Consider the following 13,733-nt stretch of genomic DNA (forward strand, 5'->3'; position numbering starts at 1 on the left):
CCTCCAATCGGGTCGTGCAGGACTGGGGGACATATCTGCGAGACAACACCATGAGCACGACGATACTCGATCGGCTGATGCATCATTGCCATCTGCTTGAGTTCGATGGACGCAGCTATCGCCTCAAAGAGGCCGCTGAAGCCCTTGCTCGGGAAACAAAGTCAAACTAACAAGTCCACTTCTGTCCTGTCTTGCGGGTGGGGGATTTTGACTGACCCTACATGGAGGAATTTGAAGTGACCCGCGGGGGGACATAAGTGGGGTCAACGAGGAAGACATCTATTCCGGAATTCCCCGTCCGGAAGCGCTGGACTATCGTGTTCTGAAGGTCGGCAAAGGGCACACCTTCGAAAGAAACCTTCTTGCCAGACACCTTTTCGAAAGCATCGAAGAACGCGCTATAATCGGCGCCTCCAAAGCCGAAGAATCGCATCGTTTGGCTCTGCGCCATGGTCGGCAACGACCCAAGTAGTGGAAGCGACGACACCCCCAAGATGCCGGTCAAGAAGCCGCGCCGACCCAAGCGATGGTCCATTATAGTCATCTTGTTTCCTCCCATTCGTTCTGCGGAACCATAAGGAACCGCTCCCTTGACAAGGCGCACGCTAATTTATTTCTTGCAAGAATGCAATAACCGAATATTGCCAACCGCCCAAGCTGTGTGATAGCAATGACCCGCCTTGAGGAGACCGCATGATTCAGCCTGGTAGAACTCCACTTCATATTCAGCTCGCGGATATCATTCGGTCTCAGATCGAGAGCGGGCTCTTCAATGCTGGCGATCAACTCCCCACTGAGATGGAATTGATGAAGGAGCACCAACTCAGCAGCAGCACTGTGCGACAGGCGGTGCTTGCCCTTGTCGGTGAAGGCTTGCTTTATCGCCGGGCTGGCAAAGGGACGTTCGTTGCCAAGCGCCACATCGGCCGGGATCTGCTCACTTTTTCAGGCTTTTCGGAAGAAGCCGTAGCGCGGGGCTTCCGGCCGGGTACTAGGCACGTGACAGTCGACTGGCGTTCCGCTGACGCCTTGGTTGCAGCCGCTCTCAACGTGCCTACCGAGGAGAGTGTGCTGACCATCGAGCGCCTGCGCACGATCGACGACGAAGTCGTAGCGGTTGAGACAGTCTCGCTTGCCGCGGCAATCGGACGCCAGATCGAAAAGCTCGACCTTGCCGACACCTCTCTCACCGAGATTCTCGAGCGGCAGCTTGGCGTGGCTCTGGCGCGAGCCAGGCAGGAGATAAGGGCCGGCACCGCGCGTGCCAAACTGGCAAAAGCACTCGACGTGTCGAGCGGCACTGCGGTGCTGCAAATCGACCGTACCGCCTTCGATACGACCGATCGGGTTATTTACTTTTCGTCCTCGTCCTACCGGGCCGATCGCTACATTTACACCGGCTGGATCGAGCGCAAGAGCGCCTCGATCGCTCAGCCACGTCAATTAATCGGACGCAGCAGATGATGCCCACCAGCGAAGTTTATGTAGTCGGCTCGTACGGAGTCGCGTTTTGGATTGTGGGTGACGTGCCAGCGCCGGGCGAAACCCTGCTGGGGTCGGGCTTTGCCTTCGGAAATGGCGGTAAGGGCTCTAATCAGGCTATCGGAGCTGCGCGACTCGGCGCCAGATGCAAACTGCTGGCGGCCGTTGGTGCCGACAAATTCGGTGACGAGGCACTGCAACTTTGGCGCGCCGAAGGCGTCGACTGCTCGGCGGTGAGGCAGATGGCCGAGACGCCAACGATGGCCGGGATCATCATTCTCGACGCCGCAGGTGAGAACCGCATCATCACCGATCCCGGCGCCAACGCGCTGCTCACCGGGACCGATGTCGAAACCTTCGCCGCCACCTGGACGAGCCCGGGCATCCTACTGACACAGCTCGAGATCCCAGTAGAGACGGCGGCCCGCGCGCTTGCCATCGGCAAGGCGCGGGGACTGACGACCATCCTGAATCCCGCACCTGGGCGCGCCCTGCCCAAGGAAATCTTTGCCGACGTTGACATCCTAACGCCGAATCAGTCCGAGGCGCGCATTCTGCTGGGGCTCGACGTGGACGATCGTCAGGCTGACGCCGATTTAGCGGCAAGACTGCGCAGTCTCGGCGTGGGACACGTCGTCATGACGCTGGGAACGGATGGGGCCTTGGTTGCCGGCCCCGACGGACTGACCAAGATCGCGAGCTACCCAGTCGACGTCGTCGACACTACCGGGGCCGGAGATGCATTCAATGGGGCACTCGCTGCAGGGTTGGCCAGTGGATTGACCCTCGCTGACGCCGTTCGCCGCGGCACAGCAGCTGGTGCCCTCGCAGTCACGAAAAAGCTCGTGGTTCCGGCATTGCCAGATGAGAGTCAGATTTCAGAATTGATGAAAAACCGGGCCGCTTTTGCATGAAAATTAAGGTTGCTTTCCTTCCCACTAGTCCCCTGGCTATTGCCGGAGACGTGTGCATTGTCGTGGACGTGATCCGTGCCACGACAGCTCTCGTCGGACTTTTCGACGCCGGCAGCAATCGTGTGTTTGTTGGAGGATTTCACTCGGACGTCGCCAAAGCGCGCGCCGCCGTGGGTGAGAATGGCGTTATTTGCGCGGAGCTGGATGATGGATCAACACCCCTCGGATTCGATCATGAGCCCTCGCCGTCCCTCCTGTCCCGACTCGATCTGTCGGGCCGCTCCGCAATGCTGGCAACGGCAAATGGCACGCCAGCTATTCTCGCGGCAGTCCGCGAAGGCGCAGCCTTGATACTGCTTGGTTCGCTGCGAAACCTTGATGCCGTTGCCCGGCGTGCGCTCGCGGAGGCATCATCGCGCAATGCGGACATCACGATAATCTGCTCAGGCCAACTTCGGAACTCACGTGTTGCGATTGAGGATAGCTATTGCGCTGGGCTGATCGTTGCTCAGTTTTGTGAACTGGCGAACGATGACGCTGTTGAACTAGACGACTCCGCGTCGCTCGCTCACGGCTTCACAATCTCACAAGATAGTGCAGTGAATGTATTATTGGGCTCGATGACCGGCCGCCGCTTCATCGGCAACTGCAGGCAGAACGACGTGGAGTTCTGTGCGCTCATCAATGAATCGACAATCGTTCCGGTCGTTGCCGCGCAAGGCGAAGACTCCGATCATCCGGTCTATCTCCTCGATGCCTAATAGCGCAGACGCTATCGGATTGATCAGTGGCCGACCTCGAGTCCTGGCCACAGCAGATCTTAGCCCGGAAGGGATCGCCGCGCTCCGCGAAATAAGCGAGCTTACATTGCTCGGCTGGGCGGCCGGCGAGTGGTTCTGCAATCGCAAGGCGCTAATTGACGCAATAGCTGATGCAGAGGTTGTGATAGCGGGATACGAGCGTTTCGACGAGGAACTGCTGGCTGCCGCACCTCAACTTCGCGCCATCCTCTCAGTGCGCTCGGCCCCGGAAGCGAACATCGATGTGGCGGCCGCGACGGCGCGGGGCATCGCCGTCTTGCACACTGTCGGGCGCACGGATCACGGGGTTGCAGAGTTCACGGTTGCTCTCGCACTGGGGCTTGCTCGGCACCTTATCCCTGCCGGTGCATGGATTAGGTCCCGTTCCCCTGACTTCGACGCCGGGGAGAACTTCTATCGTGGCACGGTATGGGGTCGCGGCGCGGGTTCTCCGCAACTCGCATTCACCGGCATCGAGCTGCATGGTCGCACACTCGGTATCGTCGGCTTTGGGGCAATCGGTCGTGTCGTCGCGGAAAAGTTTTCCGGCTTTGGCATGAGGATCATCGCCCATGATCCTTATGTCGATAGCGCCGAGTTAGAAACCCTCGGTGTCGAACCGGTCTCACTCGACGAACTTCTGGCACGCTCGGGGATCGTCACGTTGCATGCGCGGCTCAGCACACAAACGCGCGGCATGATCGGTGCAGACCAGCTCGATCGGATGGGACCAGGCGCATATCTCATCAACACAGGCCGGGCAGGCCTCATCGACACTGCCGCACTAATGCGAGCCTTGGATCGCGAACAGATCGCTGGTGCCGCGCTAGACGTCTTTGACACGGAGCCGCCTTCGGCGAGGGATCCGCTTGTTACTCATCCGCGCGTCCTTGCGACGCCTCACATCGCCGCGTGGACCGAAGAAATGCGCGTACGTCACACCCGCAGCATTGTGCAAAATCTGCAGCGGCTCTTGGCCGGCAAACCCGACAATCTGTCGAACCCCGAAGTTCTCACGATGGCGGGGAGGACCGTGCCTTGAAAATCATAGATGTCGCCTCGCGTCTCTATCACATTCCACCGACGGTCTCTTGGGAGGACGCCACACACCGTGTCGCGAGCCTCGAATTCATCATCACCCGCGTGACCACTGATGCTGGGATCGTTGGTGAGGGCTTTGCCTACACAACAGGGATCGGCGGAAGCGCCATCCTGGCCCTGATCGATGATTATTGCCGAAGGATGCTTGTCGGACAAGATCCGCGACAGATCGAACGGCTTTGGTCGTTCCTCTATGGCCAATTGCATCGCAGCGGCACCGGGGGCATCAACACCCTCGCATTGGGCGCGATCGACATCGCGCTATGGGATATTGCGGCCAAGTGGTACGACGTTCCACTATTCCGTCTGCTCGGCGCGCGGCGTGACAGTATCCCCACCTATGGCAGTGGCATCGACCTCTTCCTTGACAGTGACGCTCTGCTCGACCAGGTCGATGGGTTCCTGGCACAGGGCCACAAGGCGGTGAAGATCAAGATCGGTCGGGACAACGCCGAAGAAGATCTCGATCGTGTCGCAGCCGTGAAGAAACTGATCGGTCCCAGGCGACGACTGTTCGTCGATGCCAACCAGCGCTGGAATGTCGCTGACTGCATGATCCGACTGCAGAAACTAGCCGCGTTCGACCTTGGCTGGATCGAAGAGCCTCTCCATGCCGAAGATATTCGTGGGCACGCCGACCTGCGCCGCTTCGGGTCGCTGCCCATTGCGATCGGCGAGAGCCTATATACGCGGCATCAATTTGCTGACTATCTACAGGCTAACGCCGTCGACATCGTCCAAGCGGACGTGTGTCGCGTTGGGGGTATTAGCGAGTGGCTGAAGATCGCCAATCTGTCAGCGTCCTTCCACCGCCCCATGGCGCCACATTACATGTCCGAATTGTCCGTCGCGGTGATGTGTGCGATCGACAACGCGGATATCCTCGAATGCGTGCACGGCGGAAGCTTCTCCGAGATGGGCGTGCTTCAGACGGCGCTTCGCCTCGAGAACGGAGTGGCCTTTCCATTTGAGGCACCCGGACATGGGGTGGTGTTCGACGACGAAAAGCTCGAACCCTTCGCTGTCGCATCTGCCGAACTGCGGAAGCGGAATCTGCAGAGTGCAAAGTAAATGCAGCTTCATCATGCGCAAACGGCGTTCGATTGCCACAACCTGCTGGGCGAAGGATGCAACTGGAGCGCATCGGACCAGAGCCTATGGTGGACTGATATTGAAGCAAAGTGCGTGTTCCGCTGGGACGACACCCGGAGGGTTGCAGCAGTGCGGCAACTTCCCAATCGTGCTGCGTTCGTCTTTCCACGCGCGCGTGGCGGGTTCGTGCTCGGCTTTCCTAAGTCTATTGTTATCACGGACAAGACCTTCACCCATTTCTCTCAAGTGGCCGAGATCGAGCCGCATCTTGCCCAAACCCGCGTCAACGACGCCGCGATCGACCCCTATGGCGGGATCGTCTTGGGCACATACAACGAACGCAGCCGCGAGCCAGTCGGAAGCGTATATCGCGTCGCGCCCGACGGCGAGATCATCACGCTCTTTGATGGCGTAGCGGCTGCCAACGGACTGGCTTTTTCGCCCGACGGCCGGATCATGTACTTCACCGACACAACGGAGCGCACCATCCGGCGTTTTGCCGTGGCTCCGCAGTTTTCGGGTCTTGCCGAGATAAGCCCGCTAGCAGGCCCTAACATCGCCCCAGGATCGCCTGATGGCGCCACCGTGGACATTGAAGGAGGCTACTGGAGCGCCAGGCTACGAGGCGGCTGTGTTGTCCGTATCGATCGAAACGGTTACCTTACAGATCGCGTCGATATGCCGAGTATGGCGCCCACCTGTGTGGCACTTGGCGGCGAATATCTGAGAACCCTGTTCATAACCTCACGACGAATCAGACAGTCGTCTGATGAACTTCTTGAATTTCCCGAGTCCGGCAACCTCTTCCGCGTTGAAGTCGGTCAGGCTGGCCGACCGCCCTTCAGTTGCAAAGTCTAACTCTGGGCTGGTTGCGATCGAGTGTTCGACTGCCGCGCAACGGCCCCAGGACGTTTCTGTGCACGGATCTCGCGTGGGAGCCAATATACGCCATCCTTCATGAGAACTCCGGCTTGGCTGCTGCAGGCGGAATGAAAGGGGCGTCGTAGCGGTGAGCGGAGGGACAGTGTGGGACGTCTTCTCTACTCTCGACGAAGATGCCGTAGCACTCTTTGATCGCGACAGCACCTCTCATCTTGAGACGTGGGCCGGCGGGCAACTGGGAGGTTAGTTGCCCACCAGCTTCCTGTCTGCGCCGCAACGCAGCCAGGATAACACGTGGTGATAGCGCCGATCTTTCGCTTCGCGGCCGCGGCCACCGCTGCTGCGCCAAAAGCAGTCTTTCGCGACGATCACGGCGGCGGAAAGGCCTTGAATTGCAACGGCCGCCATTTCGGCTTGCGACTACTGAATATTCCCCAGTAGGGTGGTCATGGCAGCGGTCATGGCGCTAGCATAGCGATCGGGATCCTTCACCTCAAACAGGAAGCGATTTGACTCCGCACTGGCGTTCGTCCACGTCGTCACGCCGTTCGCATCGCACTTGATTTGAATGGGGCGGAAGCCAAAAACCGCTTCGTCCGCATTGGACCCCGCAATAATCTTGCCCGCCTTGTCCACGGCTTGGGACACCATGTGGAAAAAACCGGCGGTGCACCACATGTCGCGATGGGCACGGAGGGTCAAGTAGCTCGATGCATCGCTCTGCGGCGCCAACAGCGGCTGTAGGTAGCGCGCATCCGTTCTCGCTTCAAGGGAATAGGTGAAGTAGCTTTGCAGGACGGGCGACAACTTTGTCAGAACGTCGCTCTGCTTGAAACGGTAGAAAGTACCGTACCGCTCGACCTTTCTCTCCGTGTAATCCCTCAGGGTCTGGAAGCATGGCATCCAGTAAATCGGGCACGGGATGTCGAACGTGGCGGCGTAAGCGGCCGCATTGAGCTCAACATTGTACTCTGTCCCTCCCTGCTTCGCGACATCGGGATGGCCCGTGCCTGCGTTGAGGTAGATCCCGGCACATTTGTTACGGAAAAGATCCGGATCAAGCTTGGCCGCAATGGCGAGATCGCGGCAGGAGCCGACGATGCTGATGTAGGCCGGCCCTTCGCTGTCGCGGAGATAGTTGAGGAGGAACTCCGCACCGGCGCGGTCGCGTCTGGGAAGGGCAGCAAGCGACGCCCGGTCATGCTTGTAGGGAACGGAGGAGCCGACCGCCATGTGAGTTGGCAACCCCGTGAGGTAGCTTAGCTGCGCAATGCCGGTGACGTCCGGACTGAGGCCTGGAGGATCAGCGGGCGGGAAATCGACCAGTACGCCGCCGAGCTCGAGTTGGCCCGATGCGGCAAGAGCATAGACGCAGGCGAGGTCCCAGTGATCGTCCGGATCGGCATAGGGACGAAACAGGTCGGTCTGGTGAAGCAGTCTTATGGTCATGCGGATCCTCCGGTTATTCTTTGACGCCCGACATTGAGATCGAGGCGGGGAAGAGACGCCTCACGGTAGTCAGTTTCTTGCAACAATGCAATATCCTAATATTGCCATCCTAAATGCTTTATGATACCAATGACTCGGCTCCGGGAGGCCGCATGGATCCAGCCCAATAGAACTCCACTTTCATGTTCAGAAAGCGGATACCATCGGCAAAGCGATGGTGCGCGAAGCACGCCGAACACGCGTCCCGCTATGCGCAAGCCCGCGGTCACGAGCATGTCGAATTCGAAGGCAGGGTTCGAGATGAAAATCGCCGCATTCGCCCCGAAAGGCGAAGTCAAGATGCAAATTGCTTTGCCCCAGTAGGAGATGCGAGTTGGCTCAGGTCACCATCAGGAACATCGTCAAACGCTACGGAAATGCCCAGGTCATTCATGGCGTGAATGTCGACATCGCCGATGGCGAGTTCGTCATCCTCGTCGGGCCATCGGGCTGTGGCAAGTCCACCCTGCTGCGCATGATTGCCGGTCTCGAAGCAATATCGGGTGGTGAGATCAGCATTGGCGGCCGGGTGGTGAACGATGTTCTGCCGAAAGACCGCGACATAGCGATGGTGTTCCAGAACTATGCGCTCTATCCGCACAAGAACGTCGCCGACAACATGGGCTTCTCGCTCAAGATCAAAGGCCGACCTAAGGCCGAGATCGACGCCAAGGTGAAGAAGGCGGCTGAAATCCTCGATCTGGGCAAGCTCCTCGACCGATTTCCCAAACAGCTATCGGGCGGACAGCGCCAGCGCGTGGCCATGGGACGCGCCATTGTGCGCGACCCGGAAGTCTTCCTGTTCGATGAGCCTTTATCGAATCTCGACGCCCAACTTCGTGTCGCGATGCGCGTCGAAATCAAGGAACTGCATCAACGCCTCGGCACAACGATCGTCTATGTTACCCATGATCAGATCGAGGCCATGACCATGGCCGACAAGATCGTGGTCATGAAGAACGGTAATGTGGAACAGATCGGCGCCCCGCTCGATCTCTACGACAATCCGGGCAACGTCTTCGTCGCCGGCTTCATCGGCTCGCCGGCAATGAACTTCATCAACGGGAAGATCGAGTCCAAACACGGCAGGCAGATCTTTGTGTCGGACACAGGATCCGTGCTGCCGGTCGAGGGAGGCAGGGCCAAGGACGGGCAGCCCGTCACCTACGGAATACGTCCCGAACATATCGATATCGCGCCGGACGGCCTGCCGGCAATTGTTTCGGTGCTGGAGCCGACCGGCTCCGAGACGCAGATATTCGCCAAACTTGGCGAAGATCCTATCGACGCTATCGTCAAGGATCGGCTGACGGTCCGTCCGGGTGAAGAAGTTAGGCTGATGATCGATCCCCGCCGGGTCCACATCTTCGACAAACAAAGCGGCGCACGCGTTTGACCCTTCGCTATTCTGCTTGCGGTGATCATCTGCAGCAATCTGGGAAGTGCGCAAGGATCTCGCGGCAACTTTCCGAGCGGCCGCTCTCAGTGGGCTTGAATTACCGGTCTCAACCGGAACACCATCAGGGTATGGATCTGGCGATCTGTGTCTTGCCTTCTCAACGGCAAACCTCACTAAGAGTGCGGCGGCTGCCGCGCCCGCAATAGGCGACCTCGCCTTCCTGCCGAACAACAGACTCGACACACTGTTTGAGGCGACGGCGCAATCCATAGAGGAGGCAATTATCAATGCCATGATGGCGACCGAACCCGTGGTGGGACGCGAGAAACGGCGCGTCGCAGCTATCGACCACGATGCTTTAAGACAGGTCATGTACAATTATAGGCGACTGAGCGCATGATCCGGACGGAAGAGCCTCAGCAGGCACTTTTGCGCTGCGCAAGAGATGGTCGTGCCTCAGAGCGCGGGGTATGAACGTCGCCAAGCGGCGCGGTACGGCCTGAGCCCGAGTTGCTGTTGCCCGCAAGCTCGCTGTCATTCTGAATCGCATGTGGAGCGATGGGACAGAATTCCGCTTCTGCCACGCACCCGGCCCCGTATCGGCATGAAGTTCCCGTGGGGACGATGGGCAAGGCGATCTCGTTAGCGGGCACGATCTTGGGACGAACTCTCTCGAGGTCGTTCAACAGATTGAGACGCCTCGCCCTACTGAGCCCATCAGGGGCGGCCTAACGTCAAGGAGAAGCGAGTTGTTGACTGATCGAGCATCCTTTTGACTGCTGACGAAGGGACGGTTTCCGGCGCAGCTTAAGTTACATCGAGGCAAAGATATTTGAGATCGGTGAACGCTTCGAGGCCATGGCGCGAGCCTTCGCGGCCGATGCCTGATTGCTTGACGCCCCCGAATGGGATCGGCGCGCCGGTGATCTTGACGCGGTTGATGGCGACCATCCCATAGTCGAGTGCGCGGCCCATGCGCTGCTGGCGCGCGCCGTTCTCGGTCACGACATACGCGACGAGGCCGTATTCGGTAGCATTGGCGCGAGCTACGACCTCCGCCTCGTCGTCGAACGGTGTCCCCGCCGCGACCGGACCAAACGTCTCCTCGCGCATGATCAGCGCCTCGTCGGAAACGTCAGCCAACAGCGTCGGCTGGTAGAACAGCGATCCCGCCGCGTGAAGCTTGCCGCCGGCAAGGCAGCGCGCGCCCCGGGCGAGCGCGTCAGCAACCTGTTCCTCGACCTTTTTGACGGCTCGCTCGTGCATCAGCGGTCCGATGTCGGTTTCGTCGGCAAGCCCGTTGCCGACGCGCAAGGTCTCGACGCGGCGCGCGAAGGCGGCGCAGAAGCGGTCATAGATTGGCCGCTGCACATAGATGCGATTGGCGGCGAGGCAATCCTGGCCCGATGTCGCGAATTTGGCGTCGACGGCGATGCTGACCGCCTTGTCCAGATCGGCATCGGCAAAGACGATCAGCGGCGCGTGCCCGCCAAGCTCCATCACCAGCCGCTTCATCGTTGGCGCGCTCTGTGCGGCGATCAGCCGGCCGATTTCGGTCGAGCCAGTAAAACTCATGGCGCGGACGCGCGGATCTTCGCACATCCGGCCGACGATCGTCGAGGCCTTGCCGGTGACGATGTTGAAGACGCCTGCCGGTAGGCCGGCGCGCTCGCCGAGTTCGGCCAGCGCCAGTGCCGATAGAGGCGTTTCCGAGGACGGATGCGCGACGATGGTGCAGCCGGCGGCAATGGCCGCGGCCGCCTTGCGGGTCAGCATCGCGGAAGGAAAGTTCCAGGGCGTGACGATGCCGACGACGCCGAGCGGCTCGCGCCGAACCATCATTTCCGCGTTTGGCAAATGGCTGGTGACGCTTTCGGCGTTGAGGCGCTTGGCTTCCTCGGCGTACCACTCGACGAAGGACGCGGCATACTCGATCTCGCCCAGCGATTCCCGTAGCGGCTTGCCCTGTTCCAAGGTCATCAGCAGAGCGAGGTCGTCTTTGGCGGCGATGATCAGCTCGAACCATTTTCGCAGAATTTTCGACCGCTCCTGCGGCAGCAGTGAGCGCCAGGCCGGAAAGGCGCGAGAGGCTGCATCTATCGCCTTCGTTGTCTGTCCGGCATCGAGCGCGGCGACGAAGGCGACGGTGGCGCCACTGGCCGGATCGGTGACTTCGAAACTTTCGGCGATCTCGCTCGCTGTCCACTGCCCATTGACATAGGCGAGCTCGCGCAACAGCCGGCGGTCGGCGAGGCGTTCAAGCCCGTCATGGCGGATCGTGCCGGCAAAGTGTGCGGACATGGTTGAGGCCTCTCGGGTCGGACTGATGCGAGAAGACTATTCGCCATTGGCAGACAGAGAGACTGTTTTGGTGACTGCCCACAGAGAGACTCTCTCTATTGTGGGCTCCGGCAAGAGGATTTCTCTGGGAATCCCGTTACGATTGACCCGGCAGCAGGTCGGCTATCGGCAAGACGGTCTCCTCCTTCACCGTCTTTGTTACGATGTAGGTGAAATAGCGGTCGATGCCGATTTCACGCTCGAGCAGGCCATCGACCAGCCGCTGATAGGCGTCGATGTCGCGCGCCATCACCCTTAGCACATAGTCGACGCCGCCGCCCACCGACCAGCAGGCGACGATCTCGGGGATGTCGCGGATGACCCGCTCGAAGCGGTCGAAATCGGCCTGGCGGTGGTTGGCCAGCGTGACTTCCATCAGCACGATGGCGACGGGCGCCACAACGCGCATGGCGATCCGGGCGTGATAGCCCGCGACGATCCCGGCCTTCTCCAGCTTGCGCAATCGGATCCAGCATGGAGTCGGCGACAACCCGACCTTGTCGGCCAGCGCCAGCTTGGTGATGCGTCCGTGGCGCTGAATGGCGTCGAGGATTTTCAGATCGATCGGGTCGAGTTTTAGGAACGCCATGCTACGTATCCATTTAAAGCGCCATCTGAGAACCCACTATAGGCTCACGCCGGACGAGTACCGCGACAACGACGAGGGCTCGGGCGCAAACCTGTAGAGCCGGAAAAGCCCGCGCCGGCGAAGCGAGCCCGCAAAAAGGTCGCGGCTTGATTTCAGCACTCGAGTTTTGTTCTGGGGCGCGCAACTGCCACTGGCATAATCTGCATTTGTTCGGAATATGAAAAGGCGGGCTCTACCCCGCCTTCCCTTTCAAGACAGCCTGGCTTCCCCAACAATTCGCGCCGACTGCAGCATCGGTGCTCAAACCGTCYAGTCGAGCCCTGTGCTCGCCCGCTCTGATCACGCGGCCGTCACTACATCCGGGCGTCCCGCATCCATCCGGTGTTGCCAGCAGCCAGGAGAAAAAAGTCAGCCGGCTTTGCTGAGGCTACCAGCCGAGGACTTCCCGGTGCGGCGGTCCTGTTCGATCTCATAGTTGATCTTCTGGCCATCAGCGAGGGTCGAGAGGCCCGCCCGTTCAACGGCGGAAATGTGGACAAAAACATCCTGACCGCCATTGTCGGGCTGGATAAATCCAAATCCCTTTGTGCTGTTGAACCATTTTACCGTTCCAGTCGCCATATGCGTTTTCCTTTGTAACAATTGCAGTGTGGGCAGGCCCTCAGGCCAGTCCCGATTCATAACCGAAACTTTTGCTTCAGGCGCAGCAATAAACGAGAAATTTGCAAGCCCCTGTTTGACCGGCGGCTGTAGCTCCTCATGGTCCGTCCAGCGTCCGCCCCATTGGGGCTCAGGACACGCCTTATGGCTCAATGCGATATCCGTGGGGGATGTAAGGCAGCGCTGCATGTTGATCGCTCGGGGCAAATGGGGGCTGTGAACGACGCCGTTGTCGGACGGTTGGGCCTGCCAGTATAAAACAGAAGTGGCCCGTCGGCCTTTCCCACAGCAGGTCCATGCAGCCCAGGGACGCAAGACTTTTCGTGAGCGGTGGTCCTATGCAACAGCCACACGTGCGCAGTAGATGTCCACCCGGCCGGACAGGCCAAGAGCCTTTTGGGGAATCGACATTGCCGCTGCTCCCGCCTTTGATCCGTCACCTCAAATCTCCTGACCTGTTTGGCAGCCTTGACCGGCTGCCGGCGCTTGGCAAACCAGTCAGTGAGCGGACATTTGAGGTGCTCAACCCGTCGACGGGCGAAGTGCTGGCCGAGCTTCCCGACATGGGCGTCGAGGAGACGCGCGCCGCGGTCGACAATGCCTATAAAGCGCAGCCTGGATGGGCGGCATTGACGGCCCGTGAGCGCAGCGACGTTCTGTGGCGCTGGCATCAGCTCATCATCGACCACGCCGATGACCTTGCCGCGATATTGACCGCGGAAATGGGCAAGCCCCTTGCCGAGGCCAAATCGGAAGTGTCGCATGCGGCGGCCTATCTGCAATGGTACGCCGAAGAGGCCAACCGCATCTATGGCGAGACGATCTCCGCGCCGTCGACCGATCGTCGCTTGCTGGTGATCAAGCAGCCGATCGGCGTTGTCGGCACGATCACGCCATGGAATTTCCCGGCCTCCATGGTGGCGCGCAAGATCTCGCCGGCCTTGGCGGCGGGCTGCACGATCGTGTTGAAACCCGCTGAACAGACG

The 13,733-nt window shown here is 59.8% G+C and carries 16 protein-coding genes and 1 pseudogene; 11 read left to right on the forward strand and 6 right to left on the reverse strand.

Annotated elements, in window-relative coordinates:
* The coding region (locus AC1D0N_RS31400; RefSeq protein WP_477243127.1) for an ATP-binding protein at nucleotides 1–170 on the forward strand (170 nt) is incomplete at its 5' end.
* Between the two features lie 47 nt (nucleotides 171–217).
* On the opposite strand, the gene AC1D0N_RS31405 is transcribed toward AC1D0N_RS31400, so the two are convergent.
* Nucleotides 218–535, reverse strand: coding sequence for an extracellular solute-binding protein (locus tag AC1D0N_RS31405; protein ID WP_477250454.1), 318 nt, complete (start codon nucleotides 533–535; stop codon nucleotides 218–220).
* A gap of 158 nt (nucleotides 536–693) precedes the next feature.
* Between AC1D0N_RS31405 and AC1D0N_RS31410 the strand changes: the two genes are divergently transcribed.
* Genes AC1D0N_RS31410 through AC1D0N_RS31435 form a run of 6 tightly spaced genes read left to right on the forward strand, consistent with a single transcriptional unit; the run spans nucleotide 694 to nucleotide 6,247 of the window.
* A complete protein-coding gene (locus AC1D0N_RS31410) occupies nucleotides 694–1,464 on the forward strand; it encodes a GntR family transcriptional regulator (RefSeq protein WP_477250456.1) in 771 nt (256 codons plus the stop codon).
* The gene (locus AC1D0N_RS31415) at nucleotides 1,461–2,396 is read left to right on the forward strand and encodes a ribokinase (protein WP_477250458.1); all 936 of its coding nucleotides are present in this window, start codon (nucleotides 1,461–1,463) and stop codon (nucleotides 2,394–2,396) included. The genes AC1D0N_RS31410 and AC1D0N_RS31415 overlap by 4 nt, the downstream gene beginning before the upstream one ends.
* Complete coding sequence (locus AC1D0N_RS31420; RefSeq protein ID WP_477250460.1) at nucleotides 2,393–3,157, forward strand: 2-phosphosulfolactate phosphatase; 765 nt, start codon at nucleotides 2,393–2,395, stop codon at nucleotides 3,155–3,157. Before AC1D0N_RS31415 ends, AC1D0N_RS31420 begins: the two co-directional genes overlap by 4 nt.
* Nucleotides 3,150–4,238: an NAD(P)-dependent oxidoreductase gene (locus AC1D0N_RS31425; protein WP_477250479.1), complete on the forward strand. Its 1,089-nt coding sequence runs from the start codon at nucleotides 3,150–3,152 to the stop codon at nucleotides 4,236–4,238. The genes AC1D0N_RS31420 and AC1D0N_RS31425 overlap by 8 nt, the downstream gene beginning before the upstream one ends.
* The gene (locus tag AC1D0N_RS31430; protein ID WP_477250462.1) at nucleotides 4,235–5,368 is read left to right on the forward strand and encodes a mandelate racemase/muconate lactonizing enzyme family protein; all 1,134 of its coding nucleotides are present in this window, start codon (nucleotides 4,235–4,237) and stop codon (nucleotides 5,366–5,368) included. The genes AC1D0N_RS31425 and AC1D0N_RS31430 overlap by 4 nt, the downstream gene beginning before the upstream one ends.
* The gene (locus AC1D0N_RS31435; protein ID WP_477250464.1) at nucleotides 5,369–6,247 is read left to right on the forward strand and encodes an SMP-30/gluconolactonase/LRE family protein; all 879 of its coding nucleotides are present in this window, start codon (nucleotides 5,369–5,371) and stop codon (nucleotides 6,245–6,247) included.
* A gap of 267 nt (nucleotides 6,248–6,514) precedes the next feature.
* On the opposite strand, the gene AC1D0N_RS31440 is transcribed toward AC1D0N_RS31435, so the two are convergent.
* Nucleotides 6,515–6,679, reverse strand: a complete 165-nt coding sequence (locus AC1D0N_RS31440; RefSeq protein WP_477250466.1) for a hypothetical protein — start codon at nucleotides 6,677–6,679, stop codon at nucleotides 6,515–6,517.
* Nucleotides 6,680–6,691: 12 nt separating this feature from the next.
* Complete coding sequence (locus AC1D0N_RS31445) at nucleotides 6,692–7,720, reverse strand: hypothetical protein (protein WP_477250468.1); 1,029 nt, start codon at nucleotides 7,718–7,720, stop codon at nucleotides 6,692–6,694.
* 373 nt (nucleotides 7,721–8,093) lie between these two features.
* On the opposite strand from AC1D0N_RS31445, the gene AC1D0N_RS31450 reads away from it, so the two are divergent.
* From AC1D0N_RS31450 to AC1D0N_RS31460, 3 genes and pseudogenes are all read left to right on the forward strand, one after another.
* Nucleotides 8,094–9,155 carry an ABC transporter ATP-binding protein gene (locus AC1D0N_RS31450; RefSeq protein ID WP_477250470.1) on the forward strand — a complete coding sequence of 354 codons (1,062 nt, stop codon included), beginning with the start codon at nucleotides 8,094–8,096 and terminating at the stop codon, nucleotides 9,153–9,155.
* Between the two features lie 46 nt (nucleotides 9,156–9,201).
* Nucleotides 9,202–9,558, forward strand: a complete 357-nt coding sequence (locus tag AC1D0N_RS31455) for a P1 family peptidase (RefSeq protein ID WP_477250472.1) — start codon at nucleotides 9,202–9,204, stop codon at nucleotides 9,556–9,558.
* A gap of 37 nt (nucleotides 9,559–9,595) precedes the next feature.
* A pseudogene (locus tag AC1D0N_RS31460) lies at nucleotides 9,596–9,766 on the forward strand (IS110 family RNA-guided transposase); the annotation flags it as partial.
* A gap of 199 nt (nucleotides 9,767–9,965) precedes the next feature.
* On the opposite strand, the gene AC1D0N_RS31465 reads toward AC1D0N_RS31460, so the two are convergent.
* The 3 genes from AC1D0N_RS31465 to AC1D0N_RS31475 all read right to left on the reverse strand — a co-directional run bounded on the left by AC1D0N_RS31465 (nucleotide 9,966) and on the right by AC1D0N_RS31475 (nucleotide 12,708).
* Nucleotides 9,966–11,459, reverse strand: coding sequence for an NAD-dependent succinate-semialdehyde dehydrogenase (locus AC1D0N_RS31465; protein ID WP_477250473.1), 1,494 nt, complete (start codon nucleotides 11,457–11,459; stop codon nucleotides 9,966–9,968).
* A gap of 136 nt (nucleotides 11,460–11,595) precedes the next feature.
* A complete protein-coding gene (locus AC1D0N_RS31470; protein WP_477250475.1) occupies nucleotides 11,596–12,087 on the reverse strand; it encodes an Lrp/AsnC family transcriptional regulator in 492 nt (163 codons plus the stop codon).
* Between the two features lie 408 nt (nucleotides 12,088–12,495).
* Nucleotides 12,496–12,708 carry a cold-shock protein gene (locus tag AC1D0N_RS31475; protein ID WP_023749661.1) on the reverse strand — a complete coding sequence of 71 codons (213 nt, stop codon included), beginning with the start codon at nucleotides 12,706–12,708 and terminating at the stop codon, nucleotides 12,496–12,498.
* A gap of 449 nt (nucleotides 12,709–13,157) precedes the next feature.
* Here AC1D0N_RS31475 and AC1D0N_RS31480 point away from each other — a divergent pair.
* Nucleotides 13,158–13,733, forward strand: a 576-nt coding sequence (locus AC1D0N_RS31480) for an aldehyde dehydrogenase family protein (RefSeq protein WP_477250477.1), incomplete at its 3' end; no start/stop codon positions are given.

The organism is Mesorhizobium sp. P2_E10, from assembly GCF_056404235.1.